Source organism: Nocardia lijiangensis NBRC 108240 (assembly GCF_001613045.1).
Lineage (GTDB): Bacteria > Actinomycetota > Actinomycetes > Mycobacteriales > Mycobacteriaceae > Nocardia > Nocardia lijiangensis.
Map to the genome: position 1 here is coordinate 1 of NZ_BDBP01000114.1, position 17,724 is coordinate 17,724.

13 protein-coding genes and 1 pseudogene are annotated in these 17,724 nt (G+C 68.9%); 5 read left to right on the forward strand and 9 right to left on the reverse strand.

What is annotated here, in order from left to right:
• Positions 1 to 777, forward strand: a pseudogene (locus tag NL1_RS38345) (hypothetical protein); the annotation flags it as partial.
• Positions 778 to 841: 64 nt separating this feature from the next.
• Here the strand turns inward: NL1_RS38345 and NL1_RS31895 are convergent.
• Positions 842 to 2,137 (reverse strand): cytochrome P450, encoded by a 1,296-nt coding sequence (locus NL1_RS31895; RefSeq protein ID WP_156095147.1) that lies wholly within the window; start codon positions 2,135 to 2,137, stop codon positions 842 to 844.
• Positions 2,138 to 2,256: 119 nt separating this feature from the next.
• Here NL1_RS31895 and ctaD point away from each other — a divergent pair, with 119 nt between their 5' ends.
• The gene (ctaD, locus tag NL1_RS31900) at positions 2,257 to 3,990 is read left to right on the forward strand and encodes an aa3-type cytochrome oxidase subunit I (RefSeq protein ID WP_084511221.1); all 1,734 of its coding nucleotides are present in this window, start codon (positions 2,257 to 2,259) and stop codon (positions 3,988 to 3,990) included.
• Positions 3,991 to 4,075: 85 nt separating this feature from the next.
• Positions 4,076 to 4,270: a hypothetical protein gene (locus tag NL1_RS31905; RefSeq protein ID WP_067847439.1), complete on the forward strand. Its 195-nt coding sequence runs from the start codon at positions 4,076 to 4,078 to the stop codon at positions 4,268 to 4,270.
• A gap of 221 nt (positions 4,271 to 4,491) precedes the next feature.
• Here NL1_RS31905 and NL1_RS31910 read toward each other — a convergent pair whose 3' ends face one another.
• From NL1_RS31910 to NL1_RS31920, 3 genes are all read right to left on the reverse strand, one after another.
• Positions 4,492 to 5,310, reverse strand: a complete 819-nt coding sequence (locus NL1_RS31910) for an ACT domain-containing protein (protein ID WP_067847442.1) — start codon at positions 5,308 to 5,310, stop codon at positions 4,492 to 4,494.
• Positions 5,311 to 5,476: 166 nt separating this feature from the next.
• The gene (locus tag NL1_RS31915; RefSeq protein WP_067847445.1) at positions 5,477 to 6,172 is read right to left on the reverse strand and encodes a DUF8020 domain-containing protein; all 696 of its coding nucleotides are present in this window, start codon (positions 6,170 to 6,172) and stop codon (positions 5,477 to 5,479) included.
• 112 nt (positions 6,173 to 6,284) lie between these two features.
• A complete protein-coding gene (locus NL1_RS31920; protein WP_067847449.1) occupies positions 6,285 to 7,076 on the reverse strand; it encodes a phosphatidylethanolamine N-methyltransferase family domain-containing protein in 792 nt (263 codons plus the stop codon).
• Between the two features lie 112 nt (positions 7,077 to 7,188).
• On the opposite strand from NL1_RS31920, the gene NL1_RS31925 reads away from it, so the two are divergent.
• A complete protein-coding gene (locus NL1_RS31925; RefSeq protein WP_067847452.1) occupies positions 7,189 to 7,998 on the forward strand; it encodes a nuclear transport factor 2 family protein in 810 nt (269 codons plus the stop codon).
• Here the strand turns inward: NL1_RS31925 and NL1_RS31930 are convergent.
• Positions 7,993 to 8,466 (reverse strand): DUF2231 domain-containing protein, encoded by a 474-nt coding sequence (locus tag NL1_RS31930; protein WP_067847454.1) that lies wholly within the window; start codon positions 8,464 to 8,466, stop codon positions 7,993 to 7,995. The two genes, NL1_RS31925 and NL1_RS31930, sit on opposite strands and share 6 nt — an antisense overlap.
• A 243-nt stretch (positions 8,467 to 8,709) precedes the next feature.
• Between NL1_RS31930 and NL1_RS31935 the strand changes: the two genes are divergently transcribed.
• Positions 8,710 to 10,068, forward strand: a complete 1,359-nt coding sequence (locus tag NL1_RS31935; RefSeq protein WP_067847457.1) for a lipase family protein — start codon at positions 8,710 to 8,712, stop codon at positions 10,066 to 10,068.
• Between the two features lie 32 nt (positions 10,069 to 10,100).
• On the opposite strand, the gene NL1_RS31940 is transcribed toward NL1_RS31935, so the two are convergent.
• The 4 genes from NL1_RS31940 to NL1_RS31955 all read right to left on the reverse strand — a co-directional run bounded on the left by NL1_RS31940 (position 10,101) and on the right by NL1_RS31955 (position 17,375).
• On the reverse strand, positions 10,101 to 10,853 hold the full coding sequence (locus NL1_RS31940) for a thioesterase II family protein (protein ID WP_084511223.1): 753 nt from the start codon (positions 10,851 to 10,853) through the stop codon (positions 10,101 to 10,103).
• Positions 10,854 to 10,857: 4 nt separating this feature from the next.
• Complete coding sequence (locus NL1_RS31945) at positions 10,858 to 15,234, reverse strand: type I polyketide synthase (protein ID WP_084511226.1); 4,377 nt, start codon at positions 15,232 to 15,234, stop codon at positions 10,858 to 10,860.
• Positions 15,235 to 15,307: 73 nt separating this feature from the next.
• Positions 15,308 to 15,589 (reverse strand): acyl carrier protein, encoded by a 282-nt coding sequence (locus NL1_RS31950; RefSeq protein ID WP_067847460.1) that lies wholly within the window; start codon positions 15,587 to 15,589, stop codon positions 15,308 to 15,310.
• A gap of 37 nt (positions 15,590 to 15,626) precedes the next feature.
• Positions 15,627 to 17,375, reverse strand: a complete 1,749-nt coding sequence (locus NL1_RS31955) for a fatty acyl-AMP ligase (RefSeq protein ID WP_067847463.1) — start codon at positions 17,373 to 17,375, stop codon at positions 15,627 to 15,629.
• Between the last annotated feature and the right edge of the window lie 349 nt (positions 17,376 to 17,724).

Here is a 17,724-nt window from a genome sequence, read left to right on the forward strand (position 1 = left end):
GCCCGCGAGCACGGCGCGGAATTCGCCGACGCCGCCCGCGGCCACGGCGCGGAATGGGCCGAGCTCGCGAGGGAACGCGGCGACGGGTTCGGCGATGTCGCGAAGGCACGCGGCAGCGTGTGGGCCGATTACGCCAAGGAGCGCGGGTCGGAGCTCGGCGAGGTCGCGAGGTTGCGCAGTGCCGAACTCAGCGAGCTCGCCAAACTGCGCCGCGCCGAACTGGGCGAGGTCGCCAAACACCACGGGGTCGAACTGGGCGAAGCCGCCAAATTGCGCGGCCTCGTCGAACTCGGCGAGCTCGCCAAACTACGCCGCGCCGAGCTCGGCGAAGCCGCCAAACACCGCGGAGCCGAGTTCGGCGAGGCCGCCAAACTGCGCCGCGCCGAACTGAGCGAACTCGCCAAACACCGCGGAGCCGAACTGGGTGAGACCGCGAAAAAGCGCCGATCCGAACTGCGGAAAGCCGCCAAGAAGCGCCGCACCGAACTGCGGAAGGCCGCCAAGAAGCGCGGGTCCGGGCTGGGCGAGACCGCCAAACACCGGCGCGCGGAACTCGGCGAGACGGCCAAGCACCGGGGCGCGGAGCTCGGCGAGACCGTCAAGCACCGGGGCACGGAACTCGGAGAGACCGTCAAACACCGGGGTGCCGAGCTGAAGGAAGTCGCCAGGCACAAGGGTGCGGAGCTCAGCGAAGCCGCCCGGCACCGGCGCGCCGAATTCACCGAGGCGGCAAGGCATCAGGGCGTCGACTGGGCGGCCAAGGCGCGCAAGCAGTGATGACGCGCGCCTAGGTCCGGTGTCGAAGTCCGGCCGGATGCCGGATGGGACTTCGACACAGGGCCTAGCCGAGTGCGGCGTGCCTCTTCGCTCCGGTGGCGACCGGAATGTGCTGGTATCCACGCAGATTCACCAGTCCGCGCCGGGTCGCCGGGCCAACGTGGTGCAGCTCGGGATACCGGTCGTAGAGCGCTTGCAACGCGATGGTTCCTTCGATCCTGGCCAGGCTCGCGCCCAGGCAGGCGTGCGCGCCGCTGCCGAAGGACAGGTGATCCCTGGCATTGGACCGGGTGATGTCGAAGGTGTCCGGGTCGAGGAACACGGCCGGATCGCGGTTCGCCGCGCCGAGCAGCAGCGCGATGGTCTCGCCTGCCCGGATCTGCTCGCCAGCGATCTCACTGTCGCACAAGGCCGTTCGCGTCGTCATTTGCACGGGGCTGTCGTAGCGCAGCATCTCTTCGATCGCACCGGGCCAGCGGGCCGGTTCGGCGCGCAGCATGGCCAGCTGGTCGGGATGGTCGCGTAGCAGCATGATGCCGTTGCCGAGCAAGTTGACGGTGGTCTCGAATCCCGCGCCCGCGATGAGGGTCGCGGTGGCGAGCAGTTCGCGGTCGGTGAGTTGGCCGCCGGTGGCGAGGTCGCTGAGGATGTCGTCGCCCGGCGCGCGGCGCAGGCGCTCGATGTGGCCGACCCGAAGGTTCTGGCTTTCGCGCAGCGCGGCGACGGCCGCCCGGAACTGCGCCCAGGAGATGCTGATGTCGAGCAGCGGTGAGCCCGCGTTGCCGTATTCGAGCATGTCGTCGCGTTTGGCGGCGGGGATGCCGAGTATCTCGCTGATGATGGCGATCGGCAGCAGCAGCGCGAAATCGCCTATCAGATCGGCATTTTCGCGTTCGGACAGGCCGTCGAGCAGTTCGTCGGTCACCTCGCGCACCCGGTCGCGCAGCCGAGCCACCGCGCGCGGAGTGAACGCGCCTGCGACCAACTTGCGGTAGCGCGTGTGCTCGGGCGGGTCGACCATCAGCATGGACGGCGGCTCCACCGGGCTGGCCAGTCGCAGATCCGTGGCTCGGATCAGCCGTCTCAACGGCGAGGGCAGATCTATCGCTTCCGGCGGCGTGGTGCCGAAGTTCTTGTCGCGCAGTATTTTCCGGCAGATCTCGTGATCGGCCGACACCAGCATGTAGGACTTGCGGACGAGCCTGCCTTCAGCCCTGATGCGCGCGCCGAACGGATAAGGATTCTCCCGCGCGTGCGGGTCGGTCAGTAATTGCGCGAACGGTTCACCACGCCGAGCCAGCATGCGCAGCGCCACCGTGGGCACCCCGCTCAGGGCCGCCCACCGAATCCAGGTCTTCATCTCTACCCCCACCTCTCGTCGGCGTTCCTCCACGCTACGACTGCGCCCCGCCGCGCACATCCCACCGCGGTCGCAAAAGCGACTCCTACCCGGGTATGCCTTGCGCGTCCGATTTCGGCATGTCGCGCGGCACCGCGGCGCATAATCCGAGCCACAGGCGTTCTCGGAAGGTGGCGAGGATTGTGAGTACGACGCAACTCCAGGCCGTCCGCCCGTATCCACGTCGGTTGGGCCCCAAGGGTTCTTACCTGTGGAAAATGCTCACCACCACCGATCCGAAGGTGCTGGGGGTCATGTATCTGACCACCGCGATGACGTTCTTCTTCATCGGTGGTCTGATCGCGCTGCTGATGCGCGCCGAGCTGGCGCGGCCCGGCATGCAGTTCCTGTCGCCGGAGCAGTTCAATCAGCTGTTCACCATGCACGGCACGATCATGCTGCTGTTCTACGCCACGCCGATCGTGTTCGGATTCGCGAACGTGGTGCTGCCCTTGCAGATCGGCGCACCCGACGTCGCGTTCCCCAGGCTCAACGCGTTCAGCTACTGGCTCTACCTGTTCGGCGCGACGATCGCGACGGCCGGGTTCCTAACGCCCGGCGGCCCCGCCGACTTCGGCTGGACCGGCTACACGCCGCTGAGCCAGTTCGAGCACGCCCCCGGCGTGGGCGCGGACCTGTGGATCATGGGTCTGGCCGTCTCGGGCGTCGGCACCATTCTCGGCGCGGTCAACATGATCACCACCGTCGTCTGCCTGCGCTGCCCCGGCATGACCCTGTTCCGCATGCCGATCTTCACCTGGAACATCTTGGTGACCAGTGTGCTTGTGCTGCTGGCCTTTCCGATTCTGACCGCGGCGCTGATGGGGCTCGCGGTGGACCGGCACCTCGGCGGACACGTCTTCGATCCCGCCACCGGCGGAATCCTGTTGTGGCAGCACCTGTTCTGGTACTTCGGCCATCCCGAGGTCTACATCGTTGCGCTGCCGTTCTTCGGGATCGTCACCGAGATCTTCCCGGTGTTCAGCCGCAAACCGATCTTCGGCTACACCGCGCTGGTGTACGCGACGCTCGCCATCGGCGCACTGTCGGTCGCGGTGTGGGCGCACCACATGTACGCCACGGGATCGGTTCTACTGCCGTTCTTTTCGCTGATGACCTTCCTGATCGCGGTGCCGACGGGAGTCAAGTTCTTCAATTGGATCGGCACGATGTGGCGCGGGCAGCTGACCTTCGAATCGCCGATGCTGTTCTCGGTGGGCTTTCTGGTGACGTTCCTGTTCGGCGGGCTCTCGGGTGTCGTGCTGGCCAGCCCGCCGCTCGATTTCCACGTCACCGACAGCTATTTCGTGGTGGCGCACTTCCACTACGTGTTGTTCGGCACCATCGTGTTCGCCACCTTCGCCGGCATCTACTTCTGGTTCCCGAAGATGACCGGCAGACTGCTGGACGAGCGCCTCGCGCGGTTGCACTTCTGGACGACCCTGATCGGCTTCCACCTGACCTTCCTCGTCCAGCACTGGCTCGGCGCCGAAGGCATGCCGCGCCGCTACGCCGACTATCTGCCCGCCGACGGTTTCACCACGCTGAACACCGTCTCCACCCTCGGCGCTTTCCTGCTCGGCGCCTCGATGCTGCCGTTCGTCTGGAACGTCTTCAAGAGCTATCGGTACGGCGAGCCGGTGACCGTGGATGATCCTTGGGGATACGGGAATTCGCTCGAATGGGCGACGCCGTGCCCGCCGCCGCGGCACAACTTCTTCGAGCTGCCGCGCATCCGGTCCGAACGCCCCGCCTTCGAACTGCACTATCCGCACGCGGTGGCGCGGAAGGACGCGGAGGCGGGCGGGCACTGACGGCCGAACCACGCGCCACTGGCGCAGCGGAGAAATCTGTGCAACGGTGTCGCCAACTCCAGTTGTCAGATTGTGAGCGGCCCCCGTGGATCTCGACCGTCTCGACCAGCACCCCGCCGACCCCGACCTCCCGTTGATCGGTCAGTTCAGCGACCCGCGACTGAGCAGGCTCATCCGCACCACCGTCGGCCTGTCACCCGCATCGATCGACCTCCTGACCAGCCTCGCCGAACGCCTGCGCACCGCCGAACGAGCCCTGCCCGACCCCGCATACTTCTGAACACCCGGACCTCACCGCCCCTCCCACACCCCTCGTGTACGCCCCACAAGGGCTACACCTGTGTGGCACGTGTGCACGAAGTGTGGAACGAGGCGAGGCCAGCCCCTCACATCCGACAGCTGACGAGCGCGGACCGGTTTGCTCCCACACGTCTGTCACACGCGTCACAACACCTGTGGCTGTGTGGCACATGTGCACCGCGTGTGGCAACGCAGCGAGGTTCATGAGCGGTGGCTGACGATGCGCGCCAAATCGTGCAGCCGGTGGGCGCGGGCGAGTTCGGCGGGGGTGAAGGGCTCGTCGGCCCGCAGGAAGCTGAGCGGCCGATTCGGCTCGTTCGGCAAATCGAGCATCGTGCCTTCGGCAGCCTCGTTCTCGGCCGGTCCCGAAGGCAGGTATCTGGCCCCGAGCAATTCGGCGACGGCGAGCGGCAGTTCGTCGGGATCGGCCACCACGCGTGCGGCGGCGGTCAGCGCCTTGGTCTGTCCGTCGATGAGTGTCAGCGCGGACGCGGGCCACACCCGCACCTTCGCACCCCCGGCTTGGGTCACCGCCGCGGTGAGCGCATGCGGGGTGACCTCGGTGGGCGTGGCGACGACGAGTTCGTCCAGCACGCCGGACTCCAGGTGATGCACGTGCACGGTGAGGATGTTCGCGCCGCTGTCGGCGAGGTGCGCGGCAAGCGCCTCCAGCTGACCGGGCCGATCGTCGACATGCACCCGAATCCGCCACAGCGCCGGAGCGCTGTCGGCACGGTCGCGATCACGCAGCTCCGGACCGTGCAGCCAAGAGCCGAGAAACCGCATGGCCGAAGGCTCGACCACCCAGATCACCAGGATCGTCGTGGTGACGGTCAACAGCAGCACCGTCACCAGGTACGGCGGATGCAGGTGGATCACCAGCGCGTGCAACGCCAATTCCACCGGAAAGACGGCGGCCAGCTTGGCCAGCGCCAAGCGGGTCCGTCGCGGATGCGGCAAACGGCCGCACACATCGCACGCCAGCGCGTGCACCCGGGGTCGAACTGCGGTCGGCCTCATGCCCCGACGATCTTGGTGAAAGATTTCCTTTCCCGTGCGGGTCTGTAACGGCGATGTGAAAACTCGCGGCAAACGCGTTGAGCTGCACCAACACTCGCGGTGATACCGCACACAGCCCACCGCGAACGGTGGGCAATCGCACACCGCAGAAGTATTTCCGCCGACCCTACTTCGCCGGCGGCGTGAACGGCTGGTTGATCGTCGTGAAGTACTGGATGACCGCGCCGATCGCGACGGGCGCCGTCACGAAGATCTGGCCCGCCAGGGTGCCGAGCGCGCCGACGGCGATGATGCCGCCCGCGCAGCCCACCGCGGCGGCGGGGATGAAGGGGCCGAGCAGGCCGATGATCGTGGCGGAGGCGACGGTGGCGCCGATGATGCCGCCGAGCACGCAGCCGACCGCACCGCCGCCGATGCCGCCGACCAAGGCGCCGATGGTGACGCCCATGCCGATGGTGCTGCCCATGCGCGCCCAGGCCGCCTGTTCGCGCTCGTATTCGCTCTTCCAGGGGGCCTTGTCCTCGAAGGGCAGGGCGACCGGGCGGTACACGGCCCTGTCCATGGACAGCTGCGGGGTCAGCGTGGCGGTGCGGCCGGAAATGGCTGCGGCGATGGGGAATTCGAACTCGTCGAGGCGAAACTTCAGTGGCGTGCTCGCCACCACGGCGCCGTCGGTGGCCTCGATCTTCAGCGCGTCGTCCTCGACCACCAGCGCGCCCGCGTCGATCTCGATGATCGAGGCGGTGTCGGTGGCGCGGGCCGTGAAGCCGATCGCGTCCGCGTCGAATGGTTGCGCAGTGGCCGTGCCCGCCACGATGGACAGCGCGGCGATGGCCGGTGCGGCCAGCTTCCTCAACAGCATTGGTCCTCATCCCAGATATTGGCCGCACAGCTGCACGGCCATATCGCATGCTAATGACAAATATTGTCATTAGCGCGGCCGGGTGCGACTCCACCCGGCACCTCCGAAGAACTCAGATCACATAGGGAATCAATGCTTTTCGCTCCGCCGGGTAGTCGGCGAACTTCTCCCGGTACCACCGATGCGTCGCGAAGGCGCGCGGCACCAGGTTCCCCGCCGTGATCAGGAAGATCACCACACCGGCCAGCGACCAGGTCAGCAGCGCGAATCCGGCCCACGCGATCAACTCGCCGAGGTAGGCCGGACTGCTCACGAAGCGGAACCCGCCGCCGTAGGGAATGCGGTACTCGGCCACGCCGGGATCGTTCTTGTCGCGCAGGTTGCGCACGATCGCCTCGGAGCGCACCAACAGTGCGAACCCGCACAGGTACACGACCAGGCCGATCAGGAAACGCGGGTCGGTCAGCCAGTCGACGCCGTACTGGTTCTTGTAGTCGTGACTGAAGAACGCGCCGTTGAGGTAGCCGTGCAGCGAGGTCACGAAGACGCCCGCGGCCAGCACCGAGATATTGAAGCTGCTGCGCTTGCCCGGCACCTGCCGGATGGAGAGCGGGAAGAACCAGCCGCGATTGCCGTAGTGCAGCAACCAGATACACGCCAGCACCAGCGGCGTCGGCTCGAAGCGGTCGGGGCCGCTCAGGTAGAACACCGCGAACACGACGGTGGCGGGCAGCTCCATCAGCCACCAGCCCAGTTTGGGGTTGAGATTGAAGCCGACCTTCGTCGAGGCGAACCGACCGTACGGACTCTGCGCGAACAGGCCGCCGACCAGCACGAAAGCGGCGAAAGCGAAGGCGATCGCGAGCACGGTGTCGTAGGTGGCGTTCCCGGTGTACCAGTCCATCGAGATCCTTCGTCGAAGGGAGCGCCGCGCGCGTCGAGCGGTTCGGCGGCGCCGAAATTAGAACATGTTCTACCATGGATGCGAGCCGTGGCCACGACTATGGAGGACCCTCATGCCACTGGACCCGACCGCCGCACACCTGCTGGCGGCCGTTCAGGCATCCCCGCGCGCCGTCGCGGCGCACGACAAAACCGCCTGGGTGGGCCTGTTCGCCGACGACGCCGCGGTACACGATCCGGTCGGCTCGCGCGCGCACGTCGGCCGCGACGCGATCGCGCGGTTCTACGACACCTTCATCGGGCCGAATTCGATCGCGTTCCGCGTGGATCGCGATCTCGTCGCCGGGCAGACGGTCGTCAGGGACTTGCACATCGAGACGACCATGTCGACCGGTGCCACCGTCACCGTGCCGATGCACCTGCGCTACGACCTGGTCGACGCAGGCGACGGCTGGCGGATCGCCCGCCTCGCGGCGCACTGGGAATTGGCGGTGATGATCGCGCGACTGTTGCGCACGGGAGTGCCGGGACTCCTCGCGGGAGCGAAGCTCGGCCCGCAGCTGGTCGCCAACCTGGGCGTGGGCGGCGCGGTGGGCATGATGCGGGCACTGCGCAGCGTGGGCGGGCCGGGCAAACGCGCCGCACGTCGGCTCTTCGAGGCCGCGGCGGGGACCGACATCGGCCGCGTGCGCGCGCTGCTCGGCGAGCACGCGGTGGTGGAACTGCCCGCGGGAAACCCGATCTCGGTGGAGGAGTTCACCAATCGCGCGCGCACCATGCGGTGGGACAAGATGATCGCCGCGGGCCGAACCGTCAGCGCCAGCGTGCGGCTCGGCGACTCACACGGCGTGGCTTTCGTGGAGTTCGCGGCGAACGGTCCGCGCATCGTCGGTGTGACGGTCTTTCTGGACGCGAATCTATAGGCTGCTCGCGGCCTGGACTCCCCAGACGGCGCGCGCACCCGAATCACCGACGCGGTAACACTGCACGCCCGCGACGATGCCCGCGACGATCGCCAAGATCGCCAGCAGCGCAGCGGGCGCGCGACCGATCGACCCGCCGCGCAGCTCGACCAGGTGCGCCGCGACCAGCAGCAGCGCGACCACCAGTAGCGCCACCGCGAAGTAGACCATGGTGCGCCCCAGGTCGATATGGGTCCGCAGCGCGTCGCTCGGGGCGGGGAACCGCTCGGCCAGCGTCTCCCCCGCGTCCGCGGTGATCGGGGTGAGCACCGCGCCGACGACGGCGAGGGCCGCGACGAGCCAGATCAACCGCCGCCGCACCGCGGGTACGACCGCGGATAGCACGAGCAACAGCGCCGTCAGCGGCACCAGCACGACCACCCCGTGTACCAGCAGCACGTGCGCGGGCAATCCGTTGATGGTCGACATGAGGCGCTCCCCTCGGTTGCTCTCGATCGGTGTCACCCCTTCCCACGAATCGCGCGAGCCGATGGTTCACGGACGCGCGGTGCGAAAGAATTTCGGCCGCACAGGTTGTCGTCCGCGCCAATTAACCTGCCGACCTCCGCCGGTTACGTTGAGTGGGACTGCCGCGCCGGATTTCCCGGGTCGAATCCGCCGCACCGCGGCGCCCGAGCCGTGCGCCGCGCCGCGTGAAAGGACGAAACACGAATGAGCGTGGGCACCACCACCCCGGACGCCGCCCCTCCGACCGCCGCCCTGTATCCGCAGTCACCCTGGCCGCTGATCCCCGAACAGGATCCGTTCTACGCGCCGCCGCCGGAACTCGGCCGCCACTCCCCCGGCGCCGTGCTGCGCACCCGGCGGGTCGAACTCGCCCTGTTCGGCCTTGTCCCGCAGCGCATTTCGGCCTGGCAGCTGCTCTACCGGACCTGCGATCTGAACGGCGTGCCCGAGGTCGCGGTGACCACGGTGCTGCTGCCGTGGGGCGCCGATCCCACCGTGCCGCGCCCGCTGGTGTCCTTCCAATGCGCGATCGACGGCGTCTCCTCTCGCTGTTTCCCGTCCTATGCCCTGCGCCGGGGGGCGCGGGCGCTCGGCGCCATCCCGCAGCTCGAGCTGCCTGTCATCGCGGCCGCGCTGGCGCGGGGCTGGGCGGTGTCGGTCCCCGACCACGAGGGCATGTCGGGGCAGTTCGGCGTGGCGCGCGAACCGGGGTATCGGTCCCTCGACGGCATCCGGGCGGCGCTGAATTTCACTCCACTCGGCCTCGGCGCGACCACGCCGGTCGGCTTGTGGGGCTATTCGGGCGGCGGCCTTGCCACCGCCTGGGCCGCGGAGTTGGCCGCCGAGTACGCGCCGGAGCTGGCGATCGTCGGCGCGGTGGCCGGCTCCCCGGTCGGCGATCCCGCCTCGGCGTTCACCCGGCTCAACGGCACTTTCCTGTCCGGTTTCGCCACCGTCTGCGTCGCGGCGCTGCGCCGGGCCTACCCGGCTTTGGACCGGCTCCTGCTCGACGAGCTGCACCCCGATTTCCTCGGCCTGCTCGCCCAGGCCGAATCGCGCACCACCTTCGAGCTGATCCCGCGGTTCGCGGGCAAGAACATCGACAACTACAGCCGCACCACCTTCGCCGAACTGCTCGACCGTCCCGAGATGCGCGACGTCCTCGACGACATCCGCCCGGGCGCCCAAGCTCCCACCATGCCGATGCTGGTGATCCAGGGCGTCAACGACGAACTCATCGCCGTCTCCGACGTCGACGCGCACGTCGCGCGGTACCTCGCGGCCGGGGCCCACATCCGGTATCTGCGCGACCGGCTGAGCCTGCACCTGCCCCTGCTCTACATCGGCACCCCTTTCACCATGAACTGGCTGGCCGACCGCTTCGACCAGGGCGACAGCGGCCCGACCGGAACCGACACGGTGTGGTCGCTCGGTTTCGGCAAGCGAGAAGCGGTAGGGCACTTGAGTTTCGCTCGACTGTTCGGCCGGATGCTCGCCGCCAGGCCCATCACGGCGCCGGGTCGGCCGACAGCGTCAGCGGCGTACCGCAGGAGCGTCGCCTGAATCTCTCTGTCGCGCAGGGCGATTCTTCGAGATCAAGCGACACGGTGCAGCGCGTAGCCGCGCAGCAGCGGTCGTAGGTGATCGAGCAGCTCGTCCGGGCGGTCGAGCAGGGAGAAGTGATCGCCCGGCAGGATGCGCACCTCGCTGCCCGCGGTGGTGTGCTCCCGCCACGCGGTCAGGCCGAGTTCGTCGACGAGCGGATCGGCATCGCCGCCGAAGACGTGGATCGGGCACGGCAGCGGAGGCTCGCCGTCACCTCGATCGCTCGCACAGACGCGCAGGTCGTCCCGGATCACCGGCAGCGCGTCGGCCAGCAGCTCCGGGAACTCCAGGATCGGCGCGGGCAACCCGCCCAGGTCGATGAGAAACCGGATCAGCGCCACGTCGTCGAGCGCTTCGACAGGGGGCAGTGGCGACGGCAGGTGCGGGGCAGAATAGCCCGAAACGATCAGCGCCGCAGGCGGTGTCGCGCCGCGTCGGTGCCTGCGGCTCGCCAGCCGGTAGGCGAGCAGCGCTCCCATGCTGTGCCCGAAGAAGACGTGCGGCTCGGTGAGGTACTCGTCCAGCTGCGCATCCAGATCGGCGATCAACGGCCCGAGTTCACCGAACCGCTCCTCCCCGCTGCGGCGCTCGCGCCCGGGCAGCAGCACCGGCCACACCGACGTGTGCGGGCCCAGCGCGCGCTGCCAGGCGCGGTACAGCGACGAGCCGCCGCCCGCGTGATGAAAACAGAACAACCGCAACGGCGCGGTGCCATCCGCGGTGCGCTCGACGTATCCGGTCACCTGGTCACCCGTCCGCCCGCAGGATCGCGAGCTCCTCGGCGAGGATCTTCACCGTGGAGCGGATCTGTTCCTCGGTGTGGCAGGTGGTGAGGAAGAACCGCAGCCGGGTCTTGTCCTCCGGCACGGCGGGATGCAGGATCGGGTTGACGTTGATTCCCCTGCGCAGCAGGGCATTCGACAACGCGAGCGTGTGCATCGAGTCGCCGATGATGCACGGAACGACGGGGGTGTCGTTGCTGTCGCCGGTGTCGATGCCCGCCTCTTTGGCGAGCTCGAGGAACAACCGGGACAACCCGCGCAGCCGCTCGAACAACTCTGGCTCCGCCCGCATCTGGCGCATCACGGCCAGCGAGGCCGCGGCGTTGGCCGGGGTGATGCCGACGCTGTAGACGAAGCCGGGGGTGGTGTATTTCAGGAACCGGATCAGGTCCCGGCTGCCCGCGACGTAACCGCCGCAGCCCGCGAGCGCCTTCGACATCGTCCCCGACCACAGCTCGACCTCGTTGCGGTCGACGCCGAAGTATTCGCCGATGCCGCCGCCGGTCGCGCCGAGCACGCCGATGCTGTGCGCCTCGTCGATCATCAGCAGCGCCTTGTGCTTCTTCTTCACCTCGATCATGGCGGGCAGGTCGGGGATGTCACCGTCCTGGCTGTACACGCCCTCGATGACGACGAGCACCCGCCGGTACTGGTGCCGGATATCGGTGAGCATGCGATCCAGCGCGGCGTGGTCGTTGTGCGGAAACGGGCGCCGAGTGGCGCCGGAGAGCTTGCAGCCCTGGAGGATGCTGTCGTGCGCCAGGCTGTCGTGAACGATCAGGTCGCCGGGGCCGACGATGTGCCCGATCACGGTGACGTTGGTGGCGTGGCCACTGGTCAGGGTGATCGCGTCCTCGGTGCCGAGCAGGGCGGCGAGTTCCCCCTCCAGCTCGGTGTGAATCGTCTTCTCACCGGAGAGCAGGCGGCTGGCCGAGACCGAACTGCCGTACCGCGCCACCGCGTCCTGCACCGCGGCGGTGACGGCCGGATGCCCGGACATGCCGAGGTAGTTGTAGCTGGAGAAGTTCAGCACCTCGTGGCCCTGGATCACCGAGGTATCCCGGGTGACCCCGTCGTTGACGAGGAAGTAGGGATTGCTCACGCCACTCTTCTCGGCCATATCGATCCGGGCGGAGATCGCCTGCACCTCGGGGAAATCCGCGATGCGGTATTGCGGTTCCACTGCGGTCCGGAGCTCCGGCTCGGGAAGTTCCGCCGCCGAAAGCGCTGTCCCCGAGGAGTGTTCCGCCGCGGCGGGAACGCCTTCGCCCGAAGGCGAAGCGACGAGGCCGATCACATCGCCGAGCGTTGTCGCCTGCGTGAACCACTTCGGCTCGATCACCAGCCCCGGAATGCGGCGGGCGAGACCGCCGAACAGGTCGGCGATCATGATCGAGTCGAATCCCAGGTCGCCGCCGATGGTTTGGCTGTCCTTCAGCTTGCCCACCGGAAACCCGCTGACCCGCGCGGCCTCGGCGCGGACCACGGCCGCGACATCGGGGCTCGCACCGACCCGCTCCGGCTCGGCGAGGGCCCGGGGCTGGATCGGCTGTGCGCCTGCTTCGGGGGCGGCCTTGGCGGCAGCCGCCAGCACAGCGGCCTGCTCCCGGAACAGCGCGATCAGTTGGTCCATGGTGGTGTCCTCGGTGTGTTGCCTTGGGGGTGTGGGTGATTCGGGTGCGGGAGTTTCGGTCCGGATCCAGAAGCGGTGGCTCGTGTCGAACTCGTATCCGCCGACGCGCTGCCGGACCCGATCGCCCGGCTCGTACAGCGCGTCCCAGTTCGGGTCGAGCCCATCGCGGTACAGCGCCGCGACCGTGTCGGCCAGTTCGCCGCCCGTGGCTTGCGGTCCGGGGCAGGGCGCGAGCATCGGCAGCTCGAGTCCAGGATTGGCCCTGCCCAGCATCGGCGCGAGCGTGCGCTGGGGGCCGACCTCGATCAGATGCGTCGGCTCGGTGGCCAGCGCGGCGGCCGCGGCGTCGGCGAATCGCACGGTGGCCTCGATGTGTTCGACCCAGTAGGCGGCGTCCATCGGCTCGCCGGTGTCGAGCAGACGGCCGCGCAGCGTCGAGTAGAGCGGGATGCTCGGCGGGTGGTACACGCACTCCCGCGCGGCCCTCTCGAACGCGTCCCGCATGGGCGCCATCAGCGGCGAGTGGAAGGCATGCGAGACGGTGAGCGGCCGCACGGTGACACCGCGGTCGGTGAGCACCGCGCCGAGGCGGCCGATCGCGTCCGCCGCACCGGAAAGCACCACGTCCCGTGGGCCGTTGATCGCCGCGAGCGCCACGTCGGGCTCGTTCGCGATCAGCTCGGCGACCGTTTCGGGCGTGCCACGGACCGCGAGCATCGCGCCGTCGCCGGGCAGCTGTTGCATGAGCCGCCCGCGGGCGGTGACGAGACGGCATGCGTCGTCGAGGGAGAACACCCCGGCGACGGCGGCCGCGGCGAACTCGCCGACACTGTGGCCGAGCAGCCAGGCTGGTTCGACGCCGAGCTCGAGGAGCGTCTTGGCCAGCGTGTACTCGACAGCGAAGAGCGCGGGCTGCGCGAACTCGGTGCGGTGCACGATTTCGTCGTCACCGAGCAGCAGGTCGGCCACCGAACGGTGCAGGTGCGCCGCCATGTGCTCGTCCACCTCGGCGAGCGCCCGCCGGTACGCCGCCGACGCATCGTACAGTGCGCGCGACATTCCGGGATACTGGGCGCCCTGCCCGGTGAACATCCATCCGATCGACGGACGCTGCGCGACACCGGAATTCGCATCGAGCGCGGCGTCGTTCCCGGCGCAGTCGCACAGCGCGGCGACCGCGCCGTCCCGATCCCGCACCGTCAGCGACAGGCGGTGGCGGCCCGAGGACTTCACCCGATTGGACGACCAGCACAGCCTGCTCAGCGCGGCAGGATCCCGGGCGAGACGGTCGGCGAACCGAACAGCATTGCGCCGCAATCCCTCCCGATCGTTCGACGACAGGGTGAGCACCCCGCCGCCGACGGCTTCGGTCGCCTGCGGCGCCGACGGGGCACTCGCCAGCAGCATGTGCGCATTGGTGCCGCCCATGCCGAAGCTCGAGACCGCGCCGTGAATCCGCCCTTCCGGCAGCGTCATCGGTTCGGCGAGTAGCCGCAGGCCGTGATCGGCCATCCGCAGCCGCGCGTTCTCGTCCGCCGCGTACCTGGTGGGCGGCACGGCGCGGTGGTGCAGGCTCAACGCCACCTTGATCACACCCGCGATTCCGGCGGCCCCTTCGGTGTGGCCGAGATTGCCCTTGATCGAGCCGATCGCACAGGGCCGCGACCGCCGCCCGGCGTGCACCGCGCCCAGCGCCTTGATCTCGATCATGTCGCCGAGCACCGTCCCGGTGCCGTGCGCCTCGAGGAACGCGACCTGATCCGCGCCCACTCCCGCGCGCCGGTACGCCTCGGCGACCACCTGCTGCTGGGCCCACCGGTTCGGCGCGGTGATCCCGTTGCTGCGGCCGTCGTTGTTCACCGCGCTACCCGTGATCAGCGCGTAGATCGGCAGACCCTCGGCCTGCGCGTCCGCGAGCCTGCGCAGCACCAGCACCGCGACGCCCTCGCCGCGACCGATGCCGTCGGCCTCACCGCTGAACGGCTTGCAGCGCCCGTCCGGCGCGGACAGGCCCGCCTGCGTGTAGAAGACATTGAGGGCGGGGGTCACCGCGATGTTGACACCCGCGGCGAGCGCCTGATCGCATTCACCGGCGCGCAGCGCGACGCAGGCCTGGTGGACGGCGACCAGCGACGACGAGCACGCGGTGTCGACCGCCATGCTCGGACCCTTCAGGTCCAGCTGGTAGGAGAGCCGGTTGGCGGTCATGAAATACCCGTTGCCCGAACCGATTTGCGGGGTGATGCGGGCGTAGTCACGCATCTGCACGGTGGCCCATTCGTTGGCCATGACGCCGACGAAGACGCCGGTGTTCGAGCCCGCCTGTCCCCGCGGGTCCAGCGCGGCGTCCTCGAACGCCCGCCACGCGGACTGCAGCAACAGCCGTTGTTGCGGGTCCATCGCCTCGGCCTCGCGCGGCGCGATGCCGAAGAACTCGTTGTCGAATGCCTCGGCGTCGGTGAGGAATCCACCGGTGCGGTTGTTGACTTTGCCGGGCCCACCGGCGGGATCGTGGAAATCGGCCGCACGCCAGCGCTGCCCCGGCACCTCGGCGATGGCGTCCTCGCCCGCCATGAGCAGCGCCCACAGCGCCTCCGCATCCGGCGCCTGCGGAAAGCGGCAGTCGATCCCGACGACCGCGATCGCGTCGCTCGGATTCGGCGTGTGTGAGGCGCGACGGCAGCCGATGCGCTCCGTGCGTTGACTCATGCCTGCACCTCGCTGACGCTCGGCTCCGGCACGCGCCAAGCACGCTGGCACATGATTCGCTCACTACGTTCGCTCATGCCGCCAGCTCGGGCCGGTCGGCGACCTGGTCGGTGATGTAGACGGCCAGGTCGAGGATCGTCGGGTAGTCGAACACGATCGTCGGATCCACGTCGAGGTCCCACTCGAATTCGATCTCGCCGCAGAGGTTCACCGCGGACACCGAATCGATGCCGAGCTCGGCGAGCGGGAGGGTGGGATCGATATCGCGCGGGGAGCGGCCGAGGTAATCGGCGACCCGGGCGGTCATCCAGTCGGCGACGATGGCGCCCTGCTGGGCGAGCACGAGTGTTCTCATCTGGGGTATCTCCTGAGTCTTTCGGTTGCCGGTTCGGTCAGACGGTGGCGAGCGCGTCGGTGCGCAGGCGCTGGACGGAGGGTTCGATCTCCTCGTGCAGCACGCCGTCGACGGTGTTGTCCAGGAACGCCGATCGCATCGAGTTGCGTTGCACCTTGCCGCTGGTCGTGCGGTGCACCGCGCGATGCTCGACGAGCACCACGTTCGGCGCGGGGAGATCGAAGCCGCGCGCCACCGCCGCCTTGATCCGGGCGGACAGTTCGGCGGTCGGCAGCTCACCCAGCACGGCGGTGCGCACACCCTGGACCACCAGCAGCCGCTCATGAGTTTCGGTATCGATCGACAGCACGACCCCGGGCGCGTCGGCCACCGCCGGATGGGCGTCGCGCACGGTCTCCTCGATGTCGTGCGGATACAGATTGCGGCCGTTCATGATGATCAGGTCCTTGAGCCGCCCGGTGATGAACAGTTCGCCGTCGTGGCGCGCGCCGAGATCACCGGTCCGCAGATACGGCCCCGTGCCCTCGGTGCGGGCGGCGAACCGGTCCCGAGTTTCCTCGGGACGATGCCAATACCCCTGTGCCACACTGGGTCCGGCGATCCAGATCTCGCCGACGTGCCCGTCCGGCAGCGTCCGCAAGGTGACGGGGTCGACGATCCGGATGTCGAGTCCTGGCGCCGCCGCGCCACAGCTCACCAAGCGCGTTCCGTTCTCGGCGGGGACGAGCCGGTGGCCTTCCAGCGCCGCGGAATCCACATCGAGGTGCACCGGCGTTCGGCCGAGGCGCGCCGCGGTGGCCAGCAGAGTGACCTCCGCCATTCCGTAGACGGGGAGGAACGCGTCGGCGGGGAACCCGGCGGGGCCCAGCCGGTCGATCACCGCGTCCAGGGTGCGGGCGCGGACCGGTTCGGCGCCGTTCAACGCCGCCCGTAGCGGGGAGAGGTCGAGCCCCGCCAGCTGCGCGTCGGTCACCCGGCGCGCGAGCAGCTCGTAGGCGAAGTTCGGCGCCACCGTCACCTGCGCGCGGTAGCGATCAATGGCTTCGAGCAGCCGGACGGGACGCTTCAGGAACGTCATCGGCGACATGAAGACCAGGCTGCTGCCCGAGTACAACGGCTGCAGCAGCATTCCGATCAGTCCCATGTCGTGAAAGTGCGGCAGCCAGCCGACGACGACATCGGTGTCGTCGATCGCGGCCGCCGCGGTGATCGCCGCCTCGTTGTGCATGAGATTGCCGTGCGAGACCATCACGCCCTTGGGCTCGCTGGTGGAACCCGAGGTGTACTGCAGGAAGGCGACGCTCACGCCGGTGATGTCCGGCATGACCCAGGCGTCCGGATCGCCGAGCGGCTCGGCGTCGGTCGCCGTGACCGCGGCGGCGCCCGATCGGTCCGTGCCGCGCAGCCACGCGGCCAGGGGTTCGTAGAGTTCGGTGGTGGTGAGGACGAGCCGAGAGCCTGCGTCGTCGAGCATTCCCGCAACGCGCCGCATGCTGCGCGCGTCGGTCGGCACCGGGGCCGGTACCGCGACCACCCCGGCGTACAGGCAGCCGAGGAAGGCGCGCAAGAACTCGGGCCCGGGCGGATAGAGCAGCAGCACCGGCCGGTCGGCCTCGGCGCGGTGCGCGAGCCAGTCGGCCAGCGCCCTGGCATCCCTGTCCAGCTCTCGGTGGGTGGCCACGTCCTCGACCAGCTCACGGCCCGCCTCGCGCAGGTAGGTGTACGTCCTGGTGTCGCCGTAGGCGTCGACCTGACCGCGAAGGTGGGCGACGAAGGTGGAATGCATCCGGTGAACTCCTGGCGGGGGCGATTCGTGTATCAGGGTGAAGGAGGGAGGTCCGGGCTGTCCGAGTACCGGCCTCGCTAGTAATCGTCGGCCCGCAATCTCTTCGCAAATAGGCACCAAAGGTGTGGAGCGAGCCCACCCCCGGTGGTTCGCGCCAGAGCCAAGGGTGCGAATCGCGCGGTCGCGGGCTCGACAGCTGGTGGTGACTGCGCACCCTGGCTCGTCCGGCTGCCAGGTGAAGGCGGCATTTGGGGGAGGCGCCGAACCGGGGATGCCCGCGGCGGATCGATTGCTCGGCGGTCGCTGGTCGACGCCTCCGCACCCCGCGCTGTTCAACACCTCGCCCCCG

Coding starts and splice junctions, on each gene's coding strand:
- NL1_RS31935 (WP_067847457.1), top strand. CDS start 8,710: ATGAGCGTGGGCACCACCACCCCGGACGCCGCCCCTCCGACCGCCGCC.
- NL1_RS31950 (WP_067847460.1), bottom strand. CDS start 15,589: ATGAGAACACTCGTGCTCGCCCAGCAGGGCGCCATCGTCGCCGACTGG.
- NL1_RS31930 (WP_067847454.1), bottom strand. CDS start 8,466: ATGTCGACCATCAACGGATTGCCCGCGCACGTGCTGCTGGTACACGGG.
- NL1_RS31915 (WP_067847445.1), bottom strand. CDS start 6,172: ATGCTGTTGAGGAAGCTGGCCGCACCGGCCATCGCCGCGCTGTCCATC.
- ctaD (WP_084511221.1), top strand. CDS start 2,257: ATGTCGCGCGGCACCGCGGCGCATAATCCGAGCCACAGGCGTTCTCGG.
- NL1_RS31910 (WP_067847442.1), bottom strand. CDS start 5,310: ATGAGGCCGACCGCAGTTCGACCCCGGGTGCACGCGCTGGCGTGCGAT.
- NL1_RS31925 (WP_067847452.1), top strand. CDS start 7,189: ATGCCACTGGACCCGACCGCCGCACACCTGCTGGCGGCCGTTCAGGCA.
- NL1_RS31945 (WP_084511226.1), bottom strand. CDS start 15,234: ATGAGTCAACGCACGGAGCGCATCGGCTGCCGTCGCGCCTCACACACG.
- NL1_RS31895 (WP_156095147.1), bottom strand. CDS start 2,137: ATGAAGACCTGGATTCGGTGGGCGGCCCTGAGCGGGGTGCCCACGGTG.
- NL1_RS31955 (WP_067847463.1), bottom strand. CDS start 17,375: ATGCATTCCACCTTCGTCGCCCACCTTCGCGGTCAGGTCGACGCCTAC.
- NL1_RS31920 (WP_067847449.1), bottom strand. CDS start 7,076: ATGGACTGGTACACCGGGAACGCCACCTACGACACCGTGCTCGCGATC.